Here is a 25,768-nt window from a genome sequence, read left to right on the forward strand (position 1 = left end):
TCGCTATATTAACTAATAAATAATCTAAATGCATATAAAGTAATATTAACTATCTACTAACTTTAGGGGGGTATTATTATCTATAACATAAAAATAATTTATAGATATATATAATTTAAATATTTAAGAGTAGCCAATATATAATGAATTAATTATATATTAAAGTTAATTAATATTATTTCTTAAATTATTAGATTTAAACTAGATATTTTATAATTTTAAATTATTAAGCTTGATTTAAATTTAAAATTAGAATTATTATATAATATAATTTTACTAAGATCTTTTTTATAAGATTCATTAAGGCATTTTAAGAAAATTATTATGTTTTTATCAATAACGGGTATATTTAAATTTTAATTATTTTACTAAAATATAAACATGATACTTAATCATATTAATATATATGATTATCACTTTTCTTAAACCATGTACCATGAAACCAATGATATTGCCAAAATATCCAAAGAGATAACCCTCGTAATGATAAAAATACTGCTAATGCTAACCATAAACCATTATTACCTAGCCACGGTAAGGTAAGGAGTGTAAGACCATAACCAGTGACCGATATAGCCATACTATTACGCATATCTCCTCCACGTGTAGCACCAATAAACATACCGTCTAATAAATAGCACCATACTCCTAAAAACGGCAAGATAATCTGCCATGGTAGATAATAATTAGCTAACTCTTGTATATCCGAAAGAGAAGTTAGTATTGTAATTATATATCTACCACATATAGCATAAAATAGAGAAAAAAAAATAGCTATAATTCCAGCCTGTCTACATGCTGCATACCATATATTTTGTATTCTTAGGATATCGCGTACACTACAAGCCTGCCCTGAAAATACCTCTACTGAGTATGCCAAACCATCTAAAACATAAGAAGTACAGGATAATAAATTCATAAGTACTGCATTAACTGCTACTACTGTATGACCCATGCGTGCACCTAGAATGGTTAAAGATAAAGGACATAGTTGTAGCAATACAGAACGTAACATGATATCACGATTAAAAGATAGTAATCTATACCAATTACCGTACCATGCATTATGGAAAAATCTCCAGTATAGACCACGAACTTTTATCGCATGAAATAAAAATCCTATTCCTAAAAAAAAAGTTATATAATCAGCAATAGTTGTAGCACTGGCAGTACCAACCACTTGCCAATATAATCCCCTTACAAACCATAAATTTAATATTATATTAATAATATTACTGAAGACTAGTAAAATAACGGGAGCACGAACATATTGAACACCAAGTAACCATCCTAAAATTACTAGGTTAGCTAAAGCTGCCGGTGTACCAAGTAAACGTATACGCATAAATATACAAGCTTGTTCTAGTACATCATTATGTTCACCAATAATACTTAGTATACACTTTATAAGTGGTTCACGCATAATAATTATTATTATACCTGTAGCTATAGCTAATAACATAGGTTGTACTAATGCACGAGATAGAGCATTATTATCTAATACTGCAAATGCTTTAACAGTTAATCCGGTAGTACTCATGCGAAAAAAAATTAGTGACATAAACAAAAAAGAAGTAGCCATAGTTCCTATAGCTACACCACCTAAATACATATTACTGTCTAGATGACCAATAACTGCTGTATCAACTAAACCTAATAATACAACAGAAATATTAGAAAGTATGATAGGTAATGCTAAGCTCCATATTTCTTTATCAGTCTGTCTAAATAATTTCATATTTAATCTAGTCTCTAATATACTGACTACTAACTTATTAAGTACTAAATCAGGAGTTTATTACCTAATAATTCCACTATAAATATTGCCAATAAACAATAAAATATTTTAGCTATAAATTTATTGATTAATGCAGTATAAATTCCAAGAATTTGATCTTTAAATATTAAATTATAAGATTCTTAAATCTTATGATTTAATATTACATTATATACGATAGTAGTGGTATATAATGTAATATATATATTTCATATTCAAATGTTATGTTATAATTTTGCTTATCCAAAATATTCTATATATAAATAATATAACTTAATAATAGTATTATTATACTATCTCATATAGTAATTACAGCTAAACTAATATTGCTATTATATCTTACTATCAATTATAAAATAAAATTTCTTGTAAAATATATGTAATATTGTACATAATAATTAAATAATCATGTAATCTCTAAGGTTTATATACATATAAAGTAAAAGTTTAAATAAGTTTTAGATACCTAAAAAATATTTTGTTTAATAAAATTTACCTAAAATATATTGTTTTATTTAAAAAGAAAGAATTTATTGATAATATATTACATCACTAATCTTTATATAACATATAAGTTTAATATTAAATGAAGTTAGTTTATCCCTAGCAATAATTCTTTATAAATATATAATATAAATAAGATATATAGTTTATTCTTACTAAGACCAATAGTCTTAACTACTACAATACTAATTTAGTATAAAATTATTTAAAACTAGATAATATTTTATTTAATAATTACTATACTTATAGCTATATAGTGGAATACTTAAAGTAATATACACTTACTAAGTAAAAACACTTTAAATTATAGTATTGCTTTCTCTAGGAGAAAGCAATACTATTTATATTAGTAATATTTATTTACCCTTATATAATGAATATATAATCTTGTGTGGATTACCTAAAAATTAATTTAAAATAACTAATTACTAGATTTATACACAAACTAAATTAAATACAATTAATTAGATACTTTATATCTTATCAATATATAATATTATATATTGTGCTTACGTTAATTGAATTTTAAGGATAACGAATACTAAAAATGTTTAGAATTATTTCTTAAATATTAGTTAGGATGTAAGATTAATATAGAACTGGAAAATAAAGTTATATTTTAATATAAGTAAAGATTAATTAATTAACTTAATGAACTACAAAAGATAAAATAAATGCATAAAAATAACGCTATGGTAATTAATCTTAAAGCTAATCTTCAATTAAATAGACATTGATATTATAGTAATAAGGTATAAAATATTTACTCTATAATTACAATATTATAGTTCAAGATATAGTTTATAAACTAATAGATATTTAAGACTAAAATATTCTTTATAAAGAATTATATACACATTATTTACAATCAAATTCAGTATTTATTTAAAGTAAATAAATTTTTATTCAATCATTAGAAAAATATTGATACTGTATTTTCAATTTATTTAAAGTTTTTTAGATCTTAATGCAAATAAAAAAATTAATTTAAAATATAAGTAATATAATAAATTTAGAAAAATAAAATTGTTGCTACTGTGTATTATAAAATAACTATAGGAAATAATATAATATTAATAATTAATTAATAAAATATTTAATTTTATAGGATTGCAAATGTTATTTATTCTTTTTTATATAAAAAAACTAAAAGAAGATTAATAATCTCATATTAAATATTTAATTAAAAAATAAGTTATGATGCATACCAAGGTTAGTATGTTACTTTACTATTTAAAACTATCTTATATTCTAGCAGTAATACTTTTATTTTATATTTTAATTCAATAACCTCCTTATAAAAGTATAAGAGTAAGCTATACCTCTAAATAGACTAATAACATATCAAGTATAGAAGGTTATTCTATAGTTATATCATAATAATAAGTTAGAACACTTATAAATATCAATATTATTACTATTAACTTTTATATATACTTAAAGCAATTAATTATATATTATATTTTTCTGCAAATAGTGACTTTGATTAGTATAAAATTTTTTATATTTTTCACTAAAAAGACATGTTATCTTTAGATATATACTAAAAAATTTTAATAATATTAATATATACCCCTAATAATTATACTCTTTTAAGAGTTACGAAAAATTAATCATCATATAAATAGTGATATAGTATTGAAAAATATTTTTTATTATAAAAATATAAAACAATTAAGTGCCATTTGATATACTAGATTACAATACCATTAGTTTAATAACTAATATATAGAATTTGTATCTATAAAATATTCAATAATTTGATATTATATTGACTATATCAGTCAATGACCCCTTTTTTATAAAAGAATAGTAAAAAATATTCTGTTGATTTACTAAATTAATATACTTTTTATTTTAAAAGTATATTAATAACATTAAGATATTTAACATCCTTAATTAGTTATATAATAGGTATAATAAAATTATATAAAATAATATATTATTTAGCTGAACAATAATTTTTATTTTTAGAGGTTATCTATAAAATATATTATATTTGTACTATTTGTACTTATTTTTTCTACAAAAAAAAATACATTCTACCTGAATATATTAGATTGTAGATAAAGTAAAGTTATAAAATCTGAATTTATAAAAAAATTTATATTATTAACATGATATGAATTATATTCTCTTTAATTAGAAATAAAAACATCCTATTTAATTAAATATTATTTACTTATTATAAACAATGTTTAATTTAGTGTCTGTTTAATAAAACTAAATTTACAGTATTCTAATACTAATAATTTATAATTATTTTTATGGATACATCTACCATTACTAATAAATTAATTATTAAATAATATATGACTTTTATTAAAATTTTATAAATAAATTAGAATGAGATAAAATATCATATAATTATTTTTAATAACATTATAGATATAATCAGGTATCTTTATTATACAAAGAAAGAGTATTAATTTTATTAAATTCTGTAAATATTGGGATGATTATATTTAATAATACAACTTAAAAAGTATTTATTAGAATTCTATATATCATAATATTATATAAAATATATGAATTAGTACAAAACTATTGCTAATTATCTTCATTAAAAGAACAATTTCTTTTTAAGAAAAATTACTATTGATCACCTTTCTATAGAAATATTTCATTGTGAATAAATATGATAGAATCAGTGATTGGATAAACACTTAATACATAAATAGATAATTATAATTAATTAATACCTTATTCTAAGGTATTAGAACTTAATTGTATTATATAATATTAAACTAACAATTACATTAAGTAATTAATATCCTGAACTATAGAATATACATAATAATATTTGATGTTTTTGAAAAGTATATTTAATACAAATCTTGCATACTAGAAAAACAAAAAGTATAATACTTTAAGTATTCATTTTGAATACTAATAGTTAAGTACTATACGTTTATTCCACAATAAAACTGAACTTTATAAACGAAACGACGGATTAGTTATCTAAAAATATTTATGTAATATCATTAAATATATTGTAGCTTACAGAGCGTTATAATATCACTTATAGGTTTTTGTAAACTATAAAAAATATTTTTTTAGTTTATTATTCTAACTATCATTATATATAATTGTTAATTATAAACAGATCTTAGGGTAACCAGTCTAATCAGGTAAATATATTATTATAATTTTAAATATTTTTTGAGAGATCACAAATACAATATGTCTTCAGTAAGATCATTAAAAATAGCAAAAAGAATTTTAGTAACATGTGCACTTCCTTATGCCAATGGGCCAATACATCTTGGGCATATGCTTGAACATATCCAGGCAGATATATGGGTCCGTTTTCAACGCATGCTAGGAAACGAGGTATACTTTATCTGTGCAGATGATGCACATGGCACCCCGGTTATGCTAAAAGCACAACAATTAGGTCTTAAGCCTGAAGATATGATCAGAACTATAAATCAGGAACATAAAAACGATTTCTCTAAATTTTATATTAGTTACGATAATTATTACACTACACATAGCGAGGAAAATCGTATACTATCTAATTTAATTTATAACCGCCTCAAAAAGAATTTCTTCATAAAACAACACACTATTTCTCAGCCTTACGATATAGAAAAAAATATATTTCTACCAGATAGGTTTATTATAGGTATATGCCCAGTATGTAAATCACCTGCTCAATACGGTGATAACTGTGAATTATGTGGTGCAACCTATAAATCAAGTGAATTACTTAATCCTAAATCAGTATTATCTGGAGCTAAACCCGTAATGCGTAAATCAAAACATTTCTTTTTTGACCTACCTTCATGTAATGAAATGCTTCAAGCTTGGACTTATTCTGGTGTACTAAATAAACAAGTTGCAAATAAAATGCAAGAATGGTTTAAATCTGGCTTAAAAGAGTGGGACATCACAAGAGATGCACCATATTTTGGTTTCGAAATTCCTAACACTCCAGGTAAATATTTTTATGTATGGATGGATGCTCCTATTGGTTATATGAGTACTTTTCAGAATTTATGTAATAAACGCAAAGATCTAAATTTTGACGAATTCTGGAAAAAAAATTCTTCTACAAGTTTATATCATTTTATAGGTAAAGATATTACATATTTCCATAGTTTATTTTGGCCAGCTATACTAGAATGTAGTAATTTTCGTAAACCTAGTAACATCTTTGTACATGGACATATAACTATAAATGGTAAGAAAATGTCTAAATCTCAGGGTACATTTGTAAAAGCTAGTACTTATTTAAAGTATTTAGATCCAGAATGTTTACGTTACTATTATGCGGCTAAATTATCGTCTAATATAGACGATATTGATATTAATATCAAAGATTTTGTGCATAGAGTAAATTCTGATATCGTAAATAAAGTAGTTAATATTGCTTCTCGTACTGTCGGTTTTATAAGTAAATATTTTAATAATACACTTTCTAAGGATCTAGCTAACCCCGTCTTATATCAAACATTTATTAATTCTTCGGATAAAATAGCTCATGCATACGAAACCCGTGAATCTGGAAGAGCAATGCGTGAAATTATGGCATTAGCAAATCTAGCAAACAAATACATTAATGAACAAGCACCATGGATTTTAGTAAAAAATAAAGACCGGTATAATAATTTACAAGCAATTTGCTCAATGGGAATTAATTTATTTCGCGTACTGATGACTTATCTTAAACCAGTCATGCCTTTATTAAGTAAACGTGCTGAATACTTTTTAAATACTAAGCTAACTTGGAATAATATTTCTCATAATTTACTGGGAAAGCAAATAAACAATTTTGAAATATTATTTAATCGTATTAAATTATCTACAGTCATAGAAATGATTGAAGATAGTAAATCATTTACTAAAATTACTAAATCTCCTACTTTAAAATTAGATACTAATCCTACAGTAAATATTCCCATCAAAGATACTATCATATTTGATGATTTTATTAAACTCGACATACGCATCGCTGAAATAAAGAATGTAGAGTTTGTAGAAGGTTCTGATAATCTATTGAGATTAACAGTAGATTTAGGTAATGAAACTCGTCAAATATTCTCAAGAATTCGTTCTGCATATCCGGAACCAAATTTATTAATTGGTCGTTTAACTGTAATAATAGTAAACTTAGCTCCGCGTAAGATGAGATTTGGTATTTCTGAAGGTATGATGATCACTGCAATGGGTTTGAATGAAAAAGATATATTCTTACTAAGTCCTGATTATGGTGCACAAAGCGGTAATCAGGTAAAATAATTTGCTAAAATATTTAATATATTATCAGATAAATAAGATATTACCTAGAAAGTAATATTCTATAAAAAATTATATTAATAACCTTATTAATATAATTTTTTATAGAATATATAAGAAAAGTTATTTTTGATTATTGTATAATTTATAGATGTATTTTATATAAAGGAAGTACATCCTATACTATTAAAATTATACTTAATATACTGATAAATTATGTTTTATTTAGTATATGATATTATCAATATAAATAATTATTTATCTTAAGATAAGATCTTTTAATGTTTTATTAAAAATTAAAAGTTCGTCAAAATAAAATTTTTTAACAACATTAAAATATTATATTATGATCACATCATATCATATCTAAAGAAATTGATATCTAGATACCGTTAAAGTTTATGCGAATAACCACTCAAATTATTAATTTATTTATCCCTTTACTTTAATATCACTATCAACTAAAAAACTTTTATCAAACTTTAATATCACTTATAATTTTATATTATATTTACCTCTTTCTACGAGTCTAATTAATAAAATTACTTCAAAAAAACAAGAAACTTCACTTTTAATACAATATTAATATTCATTATTATTGTATTAAAAGTGTTAATTAATACTTTGTTAGTTAAATTATACATTTAATAATTTTTAATTATATTTTATTGATCCTTAAGTATATATCTGTAATTTAATATTACAAAATTACTTAAATTTCTCTGTAAAATATTTAGATTTTTTATTTTATATTTAGAGATTATTTTGATTATAAAATACATTGAAGATTTCATATAATTATATCATTAAAATTACATAAATGCACTATATAATAAGGAATCGATACTAATGATAGATAAGATAAAGATAGAATCTTTGAGCCCTATAAAACATAAAGAGCATCTACGTCGTAATCTTACAAATCGTCATATTCAGTTTATTGCTATAGGAGGTGCTGTCGGTACGGGATTATTTATGGGATCAGGAAAAACAATAAGTTTAACAGGTCCGTCTATTATTTTAGTATATATAATTATTGGTTTTATATTATTTTTTGTTATGCGTGCAATGGGTGAATTGTTTTTATCTAATACAGAATACACATCATTTAGTGATTTTGCTTCTGACTTACTAGGACCGTGTGCAGGGTATATGACTAGTTGGACATACTGGTTTTGCTGGATAATTACTGGTATTGCTGATGTTATTGCAATAACATCCTATACGCAATTTTGGTTTCCTGGCGTATCTAAATGGATTATATCTCTTACTATAATTATATTTTTACTAGGATTAAATCTTATAACAGTAAAGATATTTGGTGAAATAGAATTTTGGTTTTCTATGATTAAGGTTGTAGCTATTTTAACATTAATTTTTATAGGTTTAGGTATGGTATTTATACACTATGAATTACCAAACGGTAATATAGCTTCATTTAGTAACTTATGGAACTATGGTGGTTGGTTTCCTAAAGGTATTAGTGGATTCTTTGCTGGTTTTCAGAATGCAGTATTTGCTTTTGTAGGGATAGAATTAATAGGAGCTACTACTGCAGAAACTAAAGATCCCAAAAAATCTCTACCCAAAGCAATTAATTCAATGCAGATTAGAATAATTATTTTCTATGTCTTCTCATTAATTATGATTATGTCAGTAACACCATGGGTTACTATAACCCCAGATAAAAGTCCTTTTGTTGAATTATTTACTCTAGCTGGATTACCTGAAGCAGCAAGTATTATTAATTTTGTAGTACTTACTTCTGCAGCATCATCAGCGAACAGCGGATTATTTTCAACTAGTCGCATACTTTATAGTTTGGCTCAAAATAGGTTAGCACCAAAGATTTTTGTATTACTATCTAAACGTGCTATTCCATTTTCAGGTTTAACTTTTTCCTGTATTTGTCTTATCACTGGCACAGTAATGATCTATATCATTCCTAATATATTAACCGTATTTACTATAATTACCACAATTTCAGCAATTTTATTCATGTTTATCTGGTCTATGATTCTATGTTCTTATATTGCTTACCGCAAGCAGCGCCCTTACTTACATAAGATATCTATCTACAAAATGCCATTTGGACAAACTATGTGCTTAATATGTTTAGCTTTTTTTGTTTTTATACTTATATTACTAACTCTAAAAACAGATACTTGTACAGCGCTATTTTTTACACCTATATGGTTTATAATTTTAGGATTAGGTTGGATATTGATCCATAAATAGAGAAGTGCATAACTTATAATATATATACATTATAATAATTCATTTACTTATTATTAATCATATTATTAATATAAATTAAACATTATAACTAATAATAAAAAAGTTTTAAGAATTATTATAAATAAAATATACTAGTAACAACTATCTAATTAGAATATCAGAATACGAATTTTATTTCCATAAATAATAAAATATTTATTAAAAGTAATATACATAAAAAAACAATCATTTAGATAAAATACATAGTCTATATTTTTACTTACTTTTAAATATTATAATATTATATGAACATTTATTATATTTACTTAATTATTAATTATGTATACTAAAAAATTTATTTCAATAAAAATACTTATTTTAGTATTATTAACAAGTTGGATAATGCAATATTATATATTGCCCTTATGAATTAGTTGTAATGACATTACAAACTAAATTATACTTTCAAAAGTCAATATTTTAATAAAAAAGTAAAATATACCTATTATCATATCACGATAAATAAATTATCTTTTAATCATATTACTTACATATTCTGTTTAATAACATATATTATAATTAAGTAATATCTTAAAGATTAAATAATTAAATATTATATAAGTAAGAATATTTTAAGTAAATAAGAATAGATAAAATACTAACAATATATATTAACTGTAATAAAGAATTTTAATATTTATAATATAGTACATATAGAAAGATATTTTTTATATAAGATGTTAACCTATAAAACTGCATATCTATATCTATATCTATATCTATATCTATATCTATAACATAGATAATAAACTTTATAATTCTACCAATAATAACAATAATTAAAAATAAAATTCAAATATATTTATATTAATTATATTACATATATTTATTATACGATATTTATATAGAATACTAAAAAAGTTATAGTTTAGTTTTTTAATTTATTAAATACTATTTAATCTTAAACTTTAATAAAATGTTTTAAAACAAAATAAATCTTATTTTACTTCAATTCCCTGGGCTTGTAAATCAGCATGGTAAGAAGAACGGATAAAAGATCCAGCAGCAACATAATGGAAGCCCATAGATATAGCTTCTGCCTTAATTTCTTTAAATTCATTAGGACTCATATAACGCTGTACTGGAAGATGATAACTACTTGGTTGTAAATATTGTCCAAGCGTTAACATACTAACACCATGATCTCGTAGATCACGAATCACTGATATAATTTCTACATTAGTTTCACCTAAACCTACCATCAAGCCAGATTTTGTAGGAATATTTGGATTGGCATCTTTAAATTTTTTTAGTAATTTTAATGACAAGTAATAATTAGAACCCGGACGGATTTTACTATACATACGCGGAACGTTCTCGAGGTTGTGATTAAATACATCTGGTGGTGTTTTCGTTAAAATATCTAGAGCATGTTCTATACAACCTCGAAAATCTGGTACTAAAATTTCAATACATATATTTGTTTTTTTTGCACGTATTGCACTAATGCAATTAGCAAAATGCTGAGCACCACCATCATGTAGATCATCACGATCAACAGAAGTAATAACTACATAATTCAGCTTCATATCAATAATTGTTTTTGCTAGTTTTCTTGGTTCATTAATATCTGCTGGAGCAATCGGACGACCATGTGCTACATTACAAAATGGACATTTACGAGTACAAATAGTACCTAAAATCATAAAAGTAGCGGTACCCCGATTAAAACATTTAACTAAATTAGGACAAGATGCTTGTTCACAAATAGAATTTAGATTATTCTTACGCATTACTGCCTTAATATCTTTAATACAACGATCATCTCTTGGTAATTTAATTCTTATCCATTTAGGTTTAGATAGTAGTTGTTCTTTTTTTATATCTATAATTTTAAGAGGTATTTGATCTATCAAATCTGTAGAATAATATTTTTTATCGTATTTCATAAAATATTTTACTCATAATCCTGAGGATTCCAATTACATAATTCTAATTCTTTATATTTTAATATCTTCATTAATTGCACTACTAGTACCGACCGTACTTTTTCAGGTTTAATATCTGGATTTATTGCACTAATCTGTGTCATTTTAATACCAGAATAACCACAAGGGTTAATATAACTAAAAGGACTTAAATCCATGGAAATATTTAACGCCATTCCATGGAATACACAACCTTTATGAATACGTAGACCTAAAGAACAAATTTTTTGTCCATCTACATAAACACCAGGAGCGTAAGATCTAGTATAACCTTTAATAAAAAATTTACTAAGAGTATTTATAACAGTTTGCTCTATATAACAAATTAATTGACGAGCGCTAAACTTATGACGTTTTAAATCGATAAGCACGTACATAATTTGCTGTCCAGGTCCATGGTATGTAATTTGGCCTCCACGATCGCTACGTATAATGGGTATATTTCCTTTGACTAATATATTCTCCTGTTTACCTGAATAACCCTGAGTAAATATAGGGTAATGTTGAACTAACCAAATCTCATCAAGAGTATTATCTGTACGTCTATCCGTAAACTTATACATTGCCTGTGAGACAGGAATATATTCTTGTAATGATAATTGACGCAATAAGATTTTTTCTTGTTGCAAAACATACCCCTTATAAATTAATACAAATGAATATAATATTATTATAAATACTCTTATAGGAATACAAACTTATTTTATGATTATTATAAATATTTTATTTTAGGTATGATTCTATATATGATCTCTTATCTATACAATAGTCAGTATATTAAAACTAATCTTTAGTTATGGTATTAAAATGTGGATTACATTAACTAAATATAAAGTAACTTATATATTAACTGAAATGATTGTGAATAATCTATAGTATATCTTCTATTATTATAGAAATTTATAGTAATGAAAATGTAACTAAACTTTCTATTTAATTTAAAAATAGTTATTTATAAACAATATTAATATCTCCTAATAAAACTAAGGTAATTTCTAATATTATTTAATTCTTTATACTACAATTTTTTATAAAAAATCAACAATAGATAAATTTTAGAGATAAATAATCTATTTATAATTTAGATAATTATTAAATTATGTACTAATTACTTCTCAATTATTTTATATATTTGTACATATCTAATATTATATAAGTATCTATAATATGTAAGAAATATAACATATTTATTATTCCTTAATATAGATACAAAAATATTTACTATATAAAATATATTTAATAAATTATAATATTTAATGAGCCGGTATAATTCTATTAAGACTAAACCGTTAATTATTAATTATAAAGATTAATCTATGTATATTAATATTTATTAATGCTATTATATTATTTATATAATAAAAATTTTTACTGTAATATAATATTATATTACCATTTTATAAAACAATATCTATTTATTGCTTACCCTTTTAAATATAGTAGGTAATTAATGTTCAATTTATTTTTTTATTAATATATTTTATATTTATTTTAATATCATAATTAAAAATTACATCTACTATTAAATTATTTAATTAATAAGAAACTTACACTAATAATAACTATGATTAACAGTAATTTATAATTAAAATTATAAGATAATTCTACTGATATATACTTATATATTGTTTAATACTTATTTAAAAGTACACTTAATACTAACTATTTATAATTAGTTAAATATAAAAATATAGTTCTTAACTATCTCTTGTATATCAAAAGTTAATTGAGAATTAAAGCTATACATCAATTCTTGCTATATTTTCTAATAAAATAAAATTTATTAAATTAAATATAAATTTATGAGGTATACTATATATATAAATATATTACTTAATAATAAGTAGCTATATAACTTAAGTTTTTAATATCACTATAAATAATTTACTTAATTAGAATTACTAAATTATAATTAATCTTTAAGTAACTAAAACAAGATAAATAATCTAATAACTTTATTATTATAGATCTAGTTACTATCTGCATGATTTTTAAGTGTGATTAAATGTATTATTACATTGTAATACAACACTATACGAACAATGTATATACTACGGCTTCATTGTTCGTATAGTGTTTCTACCTGTTTAATACTAGTAGCCTAGATCACGTAATAGCTATAAAAAATAAATACCCTGAATACTCTGTTTTATGTTTTAGTTAATAATATATTAGAACATTTCTCTGAAATACTTCCAATACCTGACTTAATAATTTATATTAAACTGAAACTTAATATTAAATAAGTTAAAAAACATGAAAATTTTAACAATTACTTATTAAGTATAGTCCGTATATTTTCCCTAATATTAATACTGTTGTAATACGTATGATTATACTATAATCATACGTATATATTTTATATATATCTTATTAGTTTCATTATAAGTACTATACTCATTAAATTATATTTTTCAGTATTTAGTTAATATCATTAAATATAACAAAATAGTTACATACCATTACAGTACTTAAATTGCATATTATAATATAATAGATTTATAATCTATATCTTAAGTCTTTTTATTTATAAGATACCTATCTTAATTAATGTATTATATTAAAATATATCTCTTAATTTTGCTAAAATTATTAACCCAATTAAATCCTAAATATTTTAAAAAGCATTAAGCTATCTAATTTTTTCTAGAAATTATCACAAATAACCTCATATAAAAAAACCATAGATGTAATCTGTAGATATATTATTTAAATAGTAATACTCTTATAAGATATTTTATAGAATTCTATTAATTTTATAGTAGTTTATGCATCTGTTATTACTAAAGAATATTTAATTCTATTAAATTAATTAATGATTTAATAAAATTATATACTTTTATAAACAATATATTTATTATATTTTATATGTCTTTCATATACACTTCTATAATTATTAATACTATACTAAGTATATTAGTAATACAAAGTATTCTGAAAACTTTTTAAATATTATTAAATCTAATTATTAATAGATTACTTATTAAACATTATATACCTTACATATTATACCTATACTTGAATATTTATTCAAAATAGTTATAATAGTAATAAGAATAAGCAACTATAGTAAATATTTTAAAGTAGCTTATGGATTATATCGAGATAATAGACTAATAGTGTAATAAACCTGTAATTAGTCATTATATAATTAATAATACATATTATATAATAAACTTATTAAAATATTGCAATAGATATAATTTAGTAGATCTAATAACTACATAAAAATTAATAGTATTAATTTATACTGATTATCTATTAGTAATAGTTAGGTTTAATACCTGATATACATTACTTATATAATATTTAATCTATTTTATAAATAAACTAAATAATACTCCTTAGTAGGTATATATACATATAAATATATATTTTAATATACTATAAATAAAACAAGTGATTTATATTACATGTTTTTTAATTATTTATATTTTATATGTACTACCTAATATCTAGTATTGAATGTATTAAAAATTAGTGTACACATACTTAATTAATTTTTATTATTGCAAATATCATTAATATTTATAGTATTATAAAATATACAAATCTTGTTGTCTGATATAGAATTAAAAAATTCTATAAGTAATTATAATAATATTAAAAATATTAATAATATTATAATTAATAATTGATTCATATATAAAACTAATCAAAATGTTAGTATAAATAATTATTTTATTTATTTTATACACATAAAAATAATCTTAAATACGTCTGTAATAAAAGATATGCTTATTATTATCTTCAATGCTAATAAAATTTAGAAAGTAAAATTATAAAATTCAACTTACTTTCTTTAGATTATTTTAATATTAATTAAAATATGATAATATCATAATTAATAAACAAAAATTAATATATAAAATAAATCTTATAAAATATAATCTACTTGAGAGAATATTTAAAAATAAATTTAATAGAATAGTCCTGTATAAAAAGAATAAGGAGGAAATTATATTAAGTTAATACTTTCATAAAAGCATTTAATTATTTAAAATACTGTTTATTTTTTATTACTACTGGGTTAATTATTTTATAATTACAAATTTTAATTATAATTATCCTTTATAAAATATATTATAATTATAATATCTTATTAATCATTACATATATATTTATATTACAAATATAATAAATAAGATTATTATAATACCTAATAAATAGATGCGTATACCTATTGAAGTATAAATTTAAAAATATCTTAAGATAATAAATAATGTATTAAAACTCTTTACATAAATATTGAAATTTAATTCTTATATTAATTTTTACTAACATCCACAAAAATTATTTTATATTTAGTTGATACAACATATACATCCTGGTAATAGAGAAAATTTTATTAACAACCTATGTAGTTTTTTCAAAAAAATATATTTAATTTATTGATATTTCTATTTATTACTCTATTTAACGTTACTGGTATTTAGCCTCAGTTAAATTACTTAGTAAATATAGTTATAGTGTTAATAAATTATTAATAACAGTAACTTTAAAAATTAGTAATAAAGTTGTTATTATAATGATTACTAAAATACAGTAATAAAACTAAATTACTAGGTAATTAAAACAAATAATGTGCTGCATTAACAGTAAACAACATACTTAAATATTTTAAGTATATATAACATAGATATTAGATATACATCTAAAGTAGTAGACTGTTAGTTTATTTTAGATGAATTTAGTTTTTATTTAGTATAAAAGTAAGTGCTATTATTAATAATATCCATATATATTTATTTTTAAAATATATAAAACAATGACAAATTAAAGATTGATACATAGTAAAATATAAATAAACCCAGTATTAAATAATGAATCAATAGTTATAATTTAATGATTAACTAATCAAGTTATAAAATAATCATTAAACAGTAGGTAAAAAGTAATAATCGTAATACAGAAGAAGAAATAGTGTTGTGAGAAATGAGCTCAACGTATTATATAACAAAATAGATGAAGTGGATAGTCAAAATAATACATTTATTAGCTTACCATCGATAATTAGTAACAAAAGTAAGTAAAGTAAAAAAATCTATATAAATTACCTATTTATATATCTGAACGTAAAGAAGTAATATTATCTTTATGTTATAAAAAAAGCTCAAAAAATAGGAATATCGCTAAATTTAATAGAAGACATTTTATGTCGTACTATGCAAGAATATTATGCTTATAAAAATCAAAGAGGCTGTAAAAACCTGAATTTAAATATATGTCCTATGGTTATAGTTGGTGGGTATAGGCAAACGGGAAGTCTATTTAAGCGAATACTTCAAATTTCTAGTGATAAAAGTTCGTATTTTTGAAAAAGAAAATTAGCCCTAAGCAGAAGAAATATACGCAAATATTAGTATGGTTATTATTAGCATAAAAATACATCTTACTGAAAAGTAATAAAACTCTTACCTAAATTACCTGATCATTATCTACTAGTAGATATGGAATCTCATTAAAAAAACAAAGAACTATAAACAATGTTAGCTACCCATAGAAGTCCAGTATTAGGATTACAACACCCAATGTTTGCTCCAGATATTAGTAAAGTTTCATTAAGTAGGTAGTAATTTATTGTGATGGTCGATATTCATGGATCTCATCCATGATTTATTAAACAGATAAAAATGTAGGTAAGTAAGCCGAATCATATAAGCCCAATAGAACATGATCAAAATATGTCTTTTATTTAAGTTTTATGTCACTTTACAATTTTTGTTTATGGTGTACACTAAAATAAATAGAATATTCAAATATATCAGCTACTAGCTTTATCATCTTGAATTTATCGTTTTGAATTAATAATAGTTAACTATTTATAAAAAATCCACAACTATATACATATATTATTTTATGTCTTCAGTAGACAACCTTGAGCGTATTAAATACTACGATTATAGATTAAGAAGCTATCTCCTTAGTAGGAAATTACGATCAAGACTTTTTTATTAATGAATTTTAAAAAGTATCATATTAATTTAGATCTTATGTTAAAGAATCTCAAGCAGAGAACCGCGTATAATTACTCTAGACTAACAATAGCCTATAAATAAATATAATATTTATTTATGAAGATCATAGAATTATATTCTATTATAAATAGAATATGTAAAATCTTTATTGTATTTAATATACTAAATATTAAGTAGGATTTCTAGTGCTCTCTAGAATACTGGTAATATTCTTTAATTCTATTAAGATATTTATAATTATAAAAAATTAAAGCTTGTTTATACTATTAAAATTATAACTAGGTTTGTAATTTAATACAGATTAATAAAATAACTTAAATAAAAGTATTGATGTTAAATATAATCAGTTGACATATAATAAATTATTTTCATTTGAAATTTTATATAAGAAAATTATAAGTAAAAGTATAATAATTCATACAGATTATGAAATAATCACACAAGTAATAAAAATAAAAAAATATTTTAGTAAAAAATACTATATTTTATTATATATTAGTTTTATAATATAATTTTTTATATTCAATAATATATTCAATAATATATTTAATACTAATTAAATATTACTCTTACCGTTAAAATTTATTTTATGAATACAATTAATCTATCTTATAAAATATATAATAAGAAACATACTCATAATAAAGATTCTTAAGTTATCGTTAATATCTTATGTTGATAAAATATATTAAATATTTTATATATTAGAATATTTTATATATACAAGCAATTAATAAAATATTAACAAGAAAAAACTATGTTTATAGTATTAGTATGATCTTCCATCATAAATATTAAAATATATTATAATATTTATAATATATATACTTTTTTTAAAAAAATATTATTTGTTATAGTATTTAATATAAATACTATAAAACAAGTGTTAACCTAGTATAGTTTTATAACAAAAGAATATAAAATTATTTATAATTATTTAATACACTAAAAATAAAATATTTCAATAAAAATATCATATAAAAATAGTATTTACAGTACTATGTAATTTAAATAATATTTCATTGAATATACTAGATAACATAAACAAAATTTTTAATTACATAATATAAATTATGTAATTTATATTATGTATAGCAAGCAAATTATGTTAATAATTTTTCTTAATTTTAAAAAATTTTTATCTTAAATAATATTACATGATCTACTTTATTTCTGGTAATAAGTCTTGATAACTACCTCATACTTTATAACATAAACTATTAATGATAAATAACTAACTATATTATACCCCTTGTATTATAAAATTTTATCTATGTAACTTTATAACTAATACCACCATACCTTTCAAGCTTTTAAATGAATAAAACTTGGGTAATAACTATAAATAATTCAAGTATTAACCTTATACAATATTTTATATATATTTTTAATATATATATTATTTATAGTACCTTTATGTATTAATTTTTAATTAAACCTGTATTATATTTTCGGTGGGATAGCATCCTAATATTTTTTGATAACGAGTAATACCTTGTAAATCTTTTAAAGCCTCTTGCATGGATATATCTGTTATATTAACTTTTACATCTAGATAAAACATTTCTTCCCAAGGATTACCATTAATAGGACGAGACTCTAGCTTTGTAATGACTATATTATGTTTACGGAATATTAGAAGTGCTTCTACTAAAGCACCACACTGTTGACCAGTTGCCATAATTAAAGTTGTTTTCACTGGTACCTGGTATGCAACTTTAATTGCCTGACGTGATAAAATAAGAAAGCGAGTGATATTTTGCTGCTGATTAGATATGTTTTTTTCTAAAGGTTGTAGGTTATATAATAAACCCCCAGCTTCACTACCAATCGCTGCAATACAGGGTGAGTTAAACATAGCTATTTTTTGCATAGCTGCTGCAGTACTTTCACAATATTTAATTTTCCAATTTGGAAAAGCCTTAAGGAATTCACTACATTGTTGGAATGGCTGAGAATGACTATATACTGTGTTAATTATATCTAGTTGTGTATCACATGATACAAGAACACAGTGATCAATGGGAATGGTTAACTCCCCTACAATTGATAGGCTTGTATGTTGTAAAAGATCATAGACTTCATTAATAGCACCTGAACTTGTATTTTCAATAGGTAAGATAGCAAAGTCTGCTTGTCCTATTTCAACAATATTTAGAATATCTTGAAAGCTATGACACCCTAATTCAATAAAATTTTCAAAATAACGAGCAGCATATTGAAGAGCCGCTAGATGGGAGTAAGATCCCTTAGGACCTAGAAAAGATATTTTAGCTGACTCTTGTGTATTATTATATTGATGTTGCAGTATCTTTTGCTGAGTTAGTATAGAATCTTCAATAATAATTTGAAACAATCTAGTGATATAAGAACTATCAAGAGCCAGAGATTTACCTTGTTTTATTAATGAGATAATTAATTCCTGTTCACGTTCTGTATCTCTAATAGGAAGATGTTTTTCTTGTTTAACTTTAGCTACATCTTCTGCTAATGTTTTACGCTCGCTTAATATTTTAAGTAATTTGCTATCTAAGGCGCTAATTTTTTGGCGTAATATTACTAATGGTTTGTCTGTATTCATAACACAACCCTTTTTGCATGTTAGTCTAATTTATATTACGTAGGACTGTAAATTAAAAGCCTTATATTTTGGTAATAATAATTATATTTTTTATATTTTATTTATAACATACAACCCCTGTAGCTTATATACAGTGCAATTATTTTTATAAAAACCATAACATTTTAATAACCTAATACCACATAAGAGTAAATATATAATAAATAATTAAATTAATATATTAATCTAAGGATATTGTTTCTGTTATTAATAATAGATGACTTTATAAAATATATTCATTTCATGAATATCTGTAATTATATATGTATACTATAATTTATCTATATAATATATTATTAATATAGTTATCTAAAAATATCATAATACACTTTAATTTTATTATCTCAATTATATAAAGATCGTTCGAGAGTATATTAAATAGATATAGAAAACTAATTTTATAGTTAAGTCCAAATAGTATAAAATACTAGTGGCACGAATATAGATTTTATATTGTATAATATCACCAGTGGCATAGATTCATATACAATTTTGTTCTTTACTCAATATAATATATTAAGTTTTTAAAATTATTATAAGTAGTTACTTGTGTTATCTATAATATATTGAATAATAGTAATAATATTATTTATTTAGTTTAAAATAATTATTCATATATAAATATTCAATATTTTTACTAAAAATTTTATAATATTTTTATTTTTTAATAAATTTTATCCTAAAATTATATTTTAAATTTTATTTTATTAATCATGTGTAGTATGTATCAAAAAAATGTGTTATTAAAAATTTTAAAAATAAGATAAGTTTTTATAAAAACTTATAATTACTTTATTATTTTTTATGTGATATTATATATCTTTAGATACATTAAGTAAAGTATGGTTTTATTAAAAGTATCTATTATTATAGATGATTCATAATTCATCCTTTAATACTTATAGTAGTATTAATTAAATAACATGACTAATACAAATTTTATATAAAAACTAAATAAGATAAAAGACAAAATAAAAGTATTATATGATTACTTAATTATTAAAATATTAAGAATTTTATATATTTTATATAGTTTATATTATACTAGATAAATATCTTTTTAGTAATTACTAGAAAACTTACAAATATCTGTATATAACCCATCAATTAGTTATAGTGTGATAAATATAAAAGTAAGGTATATAATAGTTTACTTTGATAGTACACTAATTACTAATTATAATTTGTTATATGGGTTAATTAGTTAGCTTAGACTATAAAAACATTAAATATAAATATAAATATAAATATAAAATACAGTAGTATATTTATTACAAACATAAGAAACATTCTTATATCATAGCTTATATTGTTACTACAACATCAAAATAATGTATTATTATTTAATTTTAAAATAATACTCTAACAATATATATGTAATTAATAAAGGAGATAAATATATAACCGTAATAAACTTTAAAGTACTCTAATAAAAATAATCACTATAAAGTCTATTAAATATAGTTATTTAAAACGGTAAATACTCTTATTACTAAAGTATTAGTACTAACTATAAATAAACTTCTATTAATTAAACATTATATTAAAATAAATCTACATTATTATTTACTAATTAATATATTGACTAAGTGTTTTCTATACTGTATCTTTCTATAAAGAATATATGCGGATCATATTTATGACTTTCTTAAATACATCACTCAATTAGTCGATATAATATGTTATCGTATTATAATTAAGAGTATTAATTAGATATTAATCTATAATACAAAATTATTTTTTTGTAAAATAACTTACTATCCTTGCTGTTATTCAATAAAATAAATCTAAGCTATTTGTTTTTATTGAATAATAATATCTAATATGATTATTATCATATACTTATAACTTCTAAACTAGAATTATCTTTTATAATAAAAATAAATTATAGAAGGAGATATAAAATCATTCCCCTATTAGTTATGATATGTTAACTGATTATATATATTATATGAGAAGGTTCCTTTAATATCTCGTATATAAAATAGATATCATCTTTATAAGATTAACGTAAACAAACTTAATTTTTAATTAAAAAATATTATATTATGGCGCATAGTTTAAAACTAAAAACTACTATAATAAAGACACAATGTGGTTATCGTTTAGATAAATCCCTAGCTTTATTATTCCCTAATACTTCACGAACTAGTATAAAAAATTGGATAATAAATAATAATGTTAAGGTTAATGGCAAGATTATTAATAAACCAAAAAAAAAGTTCTTGGATGGGAAGAGATAAATATTAATACCACTATAACAGAAAAGCAGTGGGAAAAACAAGAAATTCCATTAGATATTATTTATGAAGATAATCATATTTTAGTAATAAATAAACCCAGAAACCTAGTTATCCATCCTGGCGCTGGTAATCCCAATGGTACTATGCTAAATTCATTACTATATCATTATCCTGATATCATCAATGTACCACGTGCAGGTATTGTACATAGATTGGATAAAGATACTACTGGATTAATAATCGTAGCTAAAACTTATCTCGCTTATACACGATTAGTAGAATCACTCCAAAAGCATGAAATAAAACGTGAGTATGAAGCGATAGTACTGGGAAACATGACATCAGGAGGTACAATATCACATCCTATCGCACGTCATCCTATAAAACGTACACATATGGCCATTTCTTTAACAGGAAAGTCAGCAATCACACATTACCGTATTATTGAGCGTTTTCGCATGCATACACGTCTATGTGTACGTTTAGAGACTGGGCGTACCCATCAGATACGTGTGCATATGGCTCACCTCGGTTATCCAATTGTCGGGGATCCTATATATATAGGTCGTCCACGCCCACCTAAAGGAATATCTGAAGAATTAAGAAAGGTGTTAATTAGTTTCGACCGTCAAGCGTTACATGCAATTAAATTGAACTTATACCATCCAATTAGCAGAATCCTAATGGAGTGGTATACTCCATTACCTAATGATATGCATAACTTAATAAATGTATTACAAGCAGATATAGATAAACTTTAATAAAAAATTTAATATATATGGATGAATAAGTTTATAATTGTTTATATATTCTGTGTTTAGAATAAAGATTCTATTTAAAAGATAACTTATACCTAATAATAAAATACCATGTAAAATAATGTAAAATATTATAATTAAAGATTATTATTTATCTTTTATATTTTAGGTATATATTTAAATATCAAAAGTATAAAATAAAATATTACCTGTGTTCTACTTAATTAGTATTATTAGTATTTTTAACCTATATACACAAAATAAATTAACTTTTTAATTTGCTATTTAAATAACTACATATCCAAAATGATAATAGAATAATATTTCTATATACAAATAAATTAACACATTTATAATTTTATTAGTATTTTATGCAAAAGTTTTTTAATGGCAATTCTTATATTAAAAACAAAAAATATTACAGGGAATACTTAAGAAAGTGCAATATTTAATTAATATAATTAAATTAATATACAAATATTTTTTATATATTAAATAATTTATCTGAATATTTATTTATAACTGATATTATATCATATATATTAATTACTAATATAACCTTATTATAAATAAATAATATATTAATTAATAATTATACTAGGTTTATTTTAAATTTCTTCTTTATAAGAAGATAGTATAAAATAAATTACCTTTAAATAATTACATTGAAAGAAAACTAATATTAAATTAAATGTAATTATAATTATTTATATTTTTAATATAAATAATTTACAGTCATGTATTACTAATTGTTAGATTAATATTTAATAAACTATTTTTAATGAAATTAAAAATAACAATATAATAAAATATAAGCGAAAAAACTTAAGATAACCATAAAAGGTTATACTATCCTGATAAATTATATATATTACTATTAATATAGTATATACTATATCTATATATTATAGATATATAAATAAAATTTTAATAAAATTTTTAAGTAAATTTAATAAAAATTAATAGTTACTACTAATAAAATATTTTAATATATAATATATTTTATAGTCACTATAAAAAATTATAACACATTTATTACAAAATAAATATAAATTAAAAATGTTAACGGGTTAAGTATAATAATTATTATATATCAGTGTGACAGGGGTGGGGAGATTCGAACTCACGACACCCGGTTTTGGAGACCGGTGCTCTGCCTGCTGAGCTACACCCCTAAATATATTAATCAAAACTATAGTATCTAAGTAACTTTTAAGTAACATTATATATAAATTAAGTTAATTTATATATAATGTTATTCTGTTTTTATAAAAGAAAATAAAATATTAATAATTAAATGGAGATACTCCACCCGATAAATATTTTTATATCAAGATATAATATATTATATTTTAATTATGTAAAGAATAAACCGTGTAGTTTGTTATAATATGTTTATATTAAAATACATTATATAGTATTTTATCTTTAAAAGATATATCTTAAATATTTTTATATGAAATAGTAATACCATTACCTATATATAATTATACAGGTAAAGATTCGTATACTTACTATATAAATCGTATATTTTCTATATATACTATGAAGTAAAATGCTAAATATGTTATATAGGTTAAATATTTTATATCAGTATTTTACTACTATTACTACCAGTAGTATTTATAAAATAAATTAAGTTTACTCAATGACTTATAAAGTATCAGGTAACTTTTATACGATTATGTATTTTATTATACAATATATTTAGACTAATTATTAGTCAATAATAAATTTTATATAATTTATAATTATAAATAACTTATATACACTTAAATAGATAATTAATTTACACAAAATGATTAATGTTTTATATTATTTAATATAATTAATTATTAATTATATTAAATAATATATTATATCTAAATTTAAGACAATAGTAAGTCTTAGACTATTTTATATAAAGATAACCTATATATTATATGTATTAAAATACATAAACACTAATAAAAATAATTATAAATATCACCTTATAATTAATATATAACTATTTCAAGTTAAGAATAAAAAAGGGGAAATATAATATAGTAATTTAAATTATATGTTTTAATATCTAGAACTAATAATTTTACATATAAAGAATAGTATTATAATTAACAAGGAGTTATTTTAACTTATATTAAAAATATTTATAGTATACTACTAACTTTTAGTTTTAAAATAACACGCATAAAATTTTAATACTAAAACACTTACAATTAATCTCTTTAAAATTATTTTAATTTTAACTAAAAAATAAATTTTTTATACTTTTTATTTTTAATAAGATTCAATATTAAACTTAATAATATATATAGTTTAAATATTTAAATAATAAAGCACCTACTCATAATGTATTTGTCTAGTAAAATTTATTCTATATACTATTTGTAAAATTACTTGTACAATATTAGTTAAGTTATATACTGAGATTCATCCTAAAGATAAAATAATTTTATACCC

General features: G+C 21.4%; 6 protein-coding genes, 1 tRNA gene and 1 pseudogene. 3 read left to right on the forward strand and 5 right to left on the reverse strand.

Features of this window, described 5'->3' with window-relative positions:
- Positions 1 to 397 precede the first annotated feature (397 nt).
- Complete coding sequence (gene dinF / locus K0T98_RS00105; protein WP_225639400.1) at positions 398 to 1,738, reverse strand: MATE family efflux transporter DinF; 1,341 nt, start codon at positions 1,736 to 1,738, stop codon at positions 398 to 400.
- Positions 1,739 to 5,464: 3,726 nt separating this feature from the next.
- Here dinF and metG point away from each other — a divergent pair.
- Complete coding sequence (gene metG, locus K0T98_RS00110) at positions 5,465 to 7,525, forward strand: methionine--tRNA ligase (protein ID WP_225639401.1); 2,061 nt, start codon at positions 5,465 to 5,467, stop codon at positions 7,523 to 7,525.
- An 846-nt stretch (positions 7,526 to 8,371) separates the two neighbouring features.
- A complete protein-coding gene (gene cycA / locus K0T98_RS00115) occupies positions 8,372 to 9,760 on the forward strand; it encodes a D-serine/D-alanine/glycine transporter (protein ID WP_225639402.1) in 1,389 nt (462 codons plus the stop codon).
- Positions 9,761 to 10,737: 977 nt separating this feature from the next.
- Here the strand turns inward: cycA and lipA are convergent.
- From lipA to pheA, 3 genes are all read right to left on the reverse strand, one after another.
- On the reverse strand, positions 10,738 to 11,688 hold the full coding sequence (gene lipA / locus K0T98_RS00120) for a lipoyl synthase (RefSeq protein ID WP_225639403.1): 951 nt from the start codon (positions 11,686 to 11,688) through the stop codon (positions 10,738 to 10,740).
- An 8-nt stretch (positions 11,689 to 11,696) separates the two neighbouring features.
- Positions 11,697 to 12,356, reverse strand: coding sequence for a lipoyl(octanoyl) transferase LipB (lipB, locus tag K0T98_RS00125; protein ID WP_225639404.1), 660 nt, complete (start codon positions 12,354 to 12,356; stop codon positions 11,697 to 11,699).
- Between the two features lie 6,781 nt (positions 12,357 to 19,137).
- The gene (pheA, locus tag K0T98_RS00130; protein ID WP_225639405.1) at positions 19,138 to 20,286 is read right to left on the reverse strand and encodes a bifunctional chorismate mutase/prephenate dehydratase; all 1,149 of its coding nucleotides are present in this window, start codon (positions 20,284 to 20,286) and stop codon (positions 19,138 to 19,140) included.
- Positions 20,287 to 22,373: 2,087 nt separating this feature from the next.
- On the opposite strand from pheA, the pseudogene rluD reads away from it, so the two are divergent.
- Positions 22,374 to 23,329, forward strand: a pseudogene (gene rluD / locus K0T98_RS00135) (23S rRNA pseudouridine(1911/1915/1917) synthase RluD).
- A 1,099-nt stretch (positions 23,330 to 24,428) separates the two neighbouring features.
- On the opposite strand, the gene K0T98_RS00140 reads toward rluD, so the two are convergent.
- Positions 24,429 to 24,501, reverse strand: a tRNA-Trp gene (locus K0T98_RS00140).
- Between the last annotated feature and the right edge of the window lie 1,267 nt (positions 24,502 to 25,768).

Source organism: Candidatus Profftia sp. (ex Adelges kitamiensis) (genome assembly GCF_020342455.1).
In the GTDB taxonomy this organism is placed as follows: Bacteria; Pseudomonadota; Gammaproteobacteria; order Enterobacterales; family Enterobacteriaceae; genus Profftia.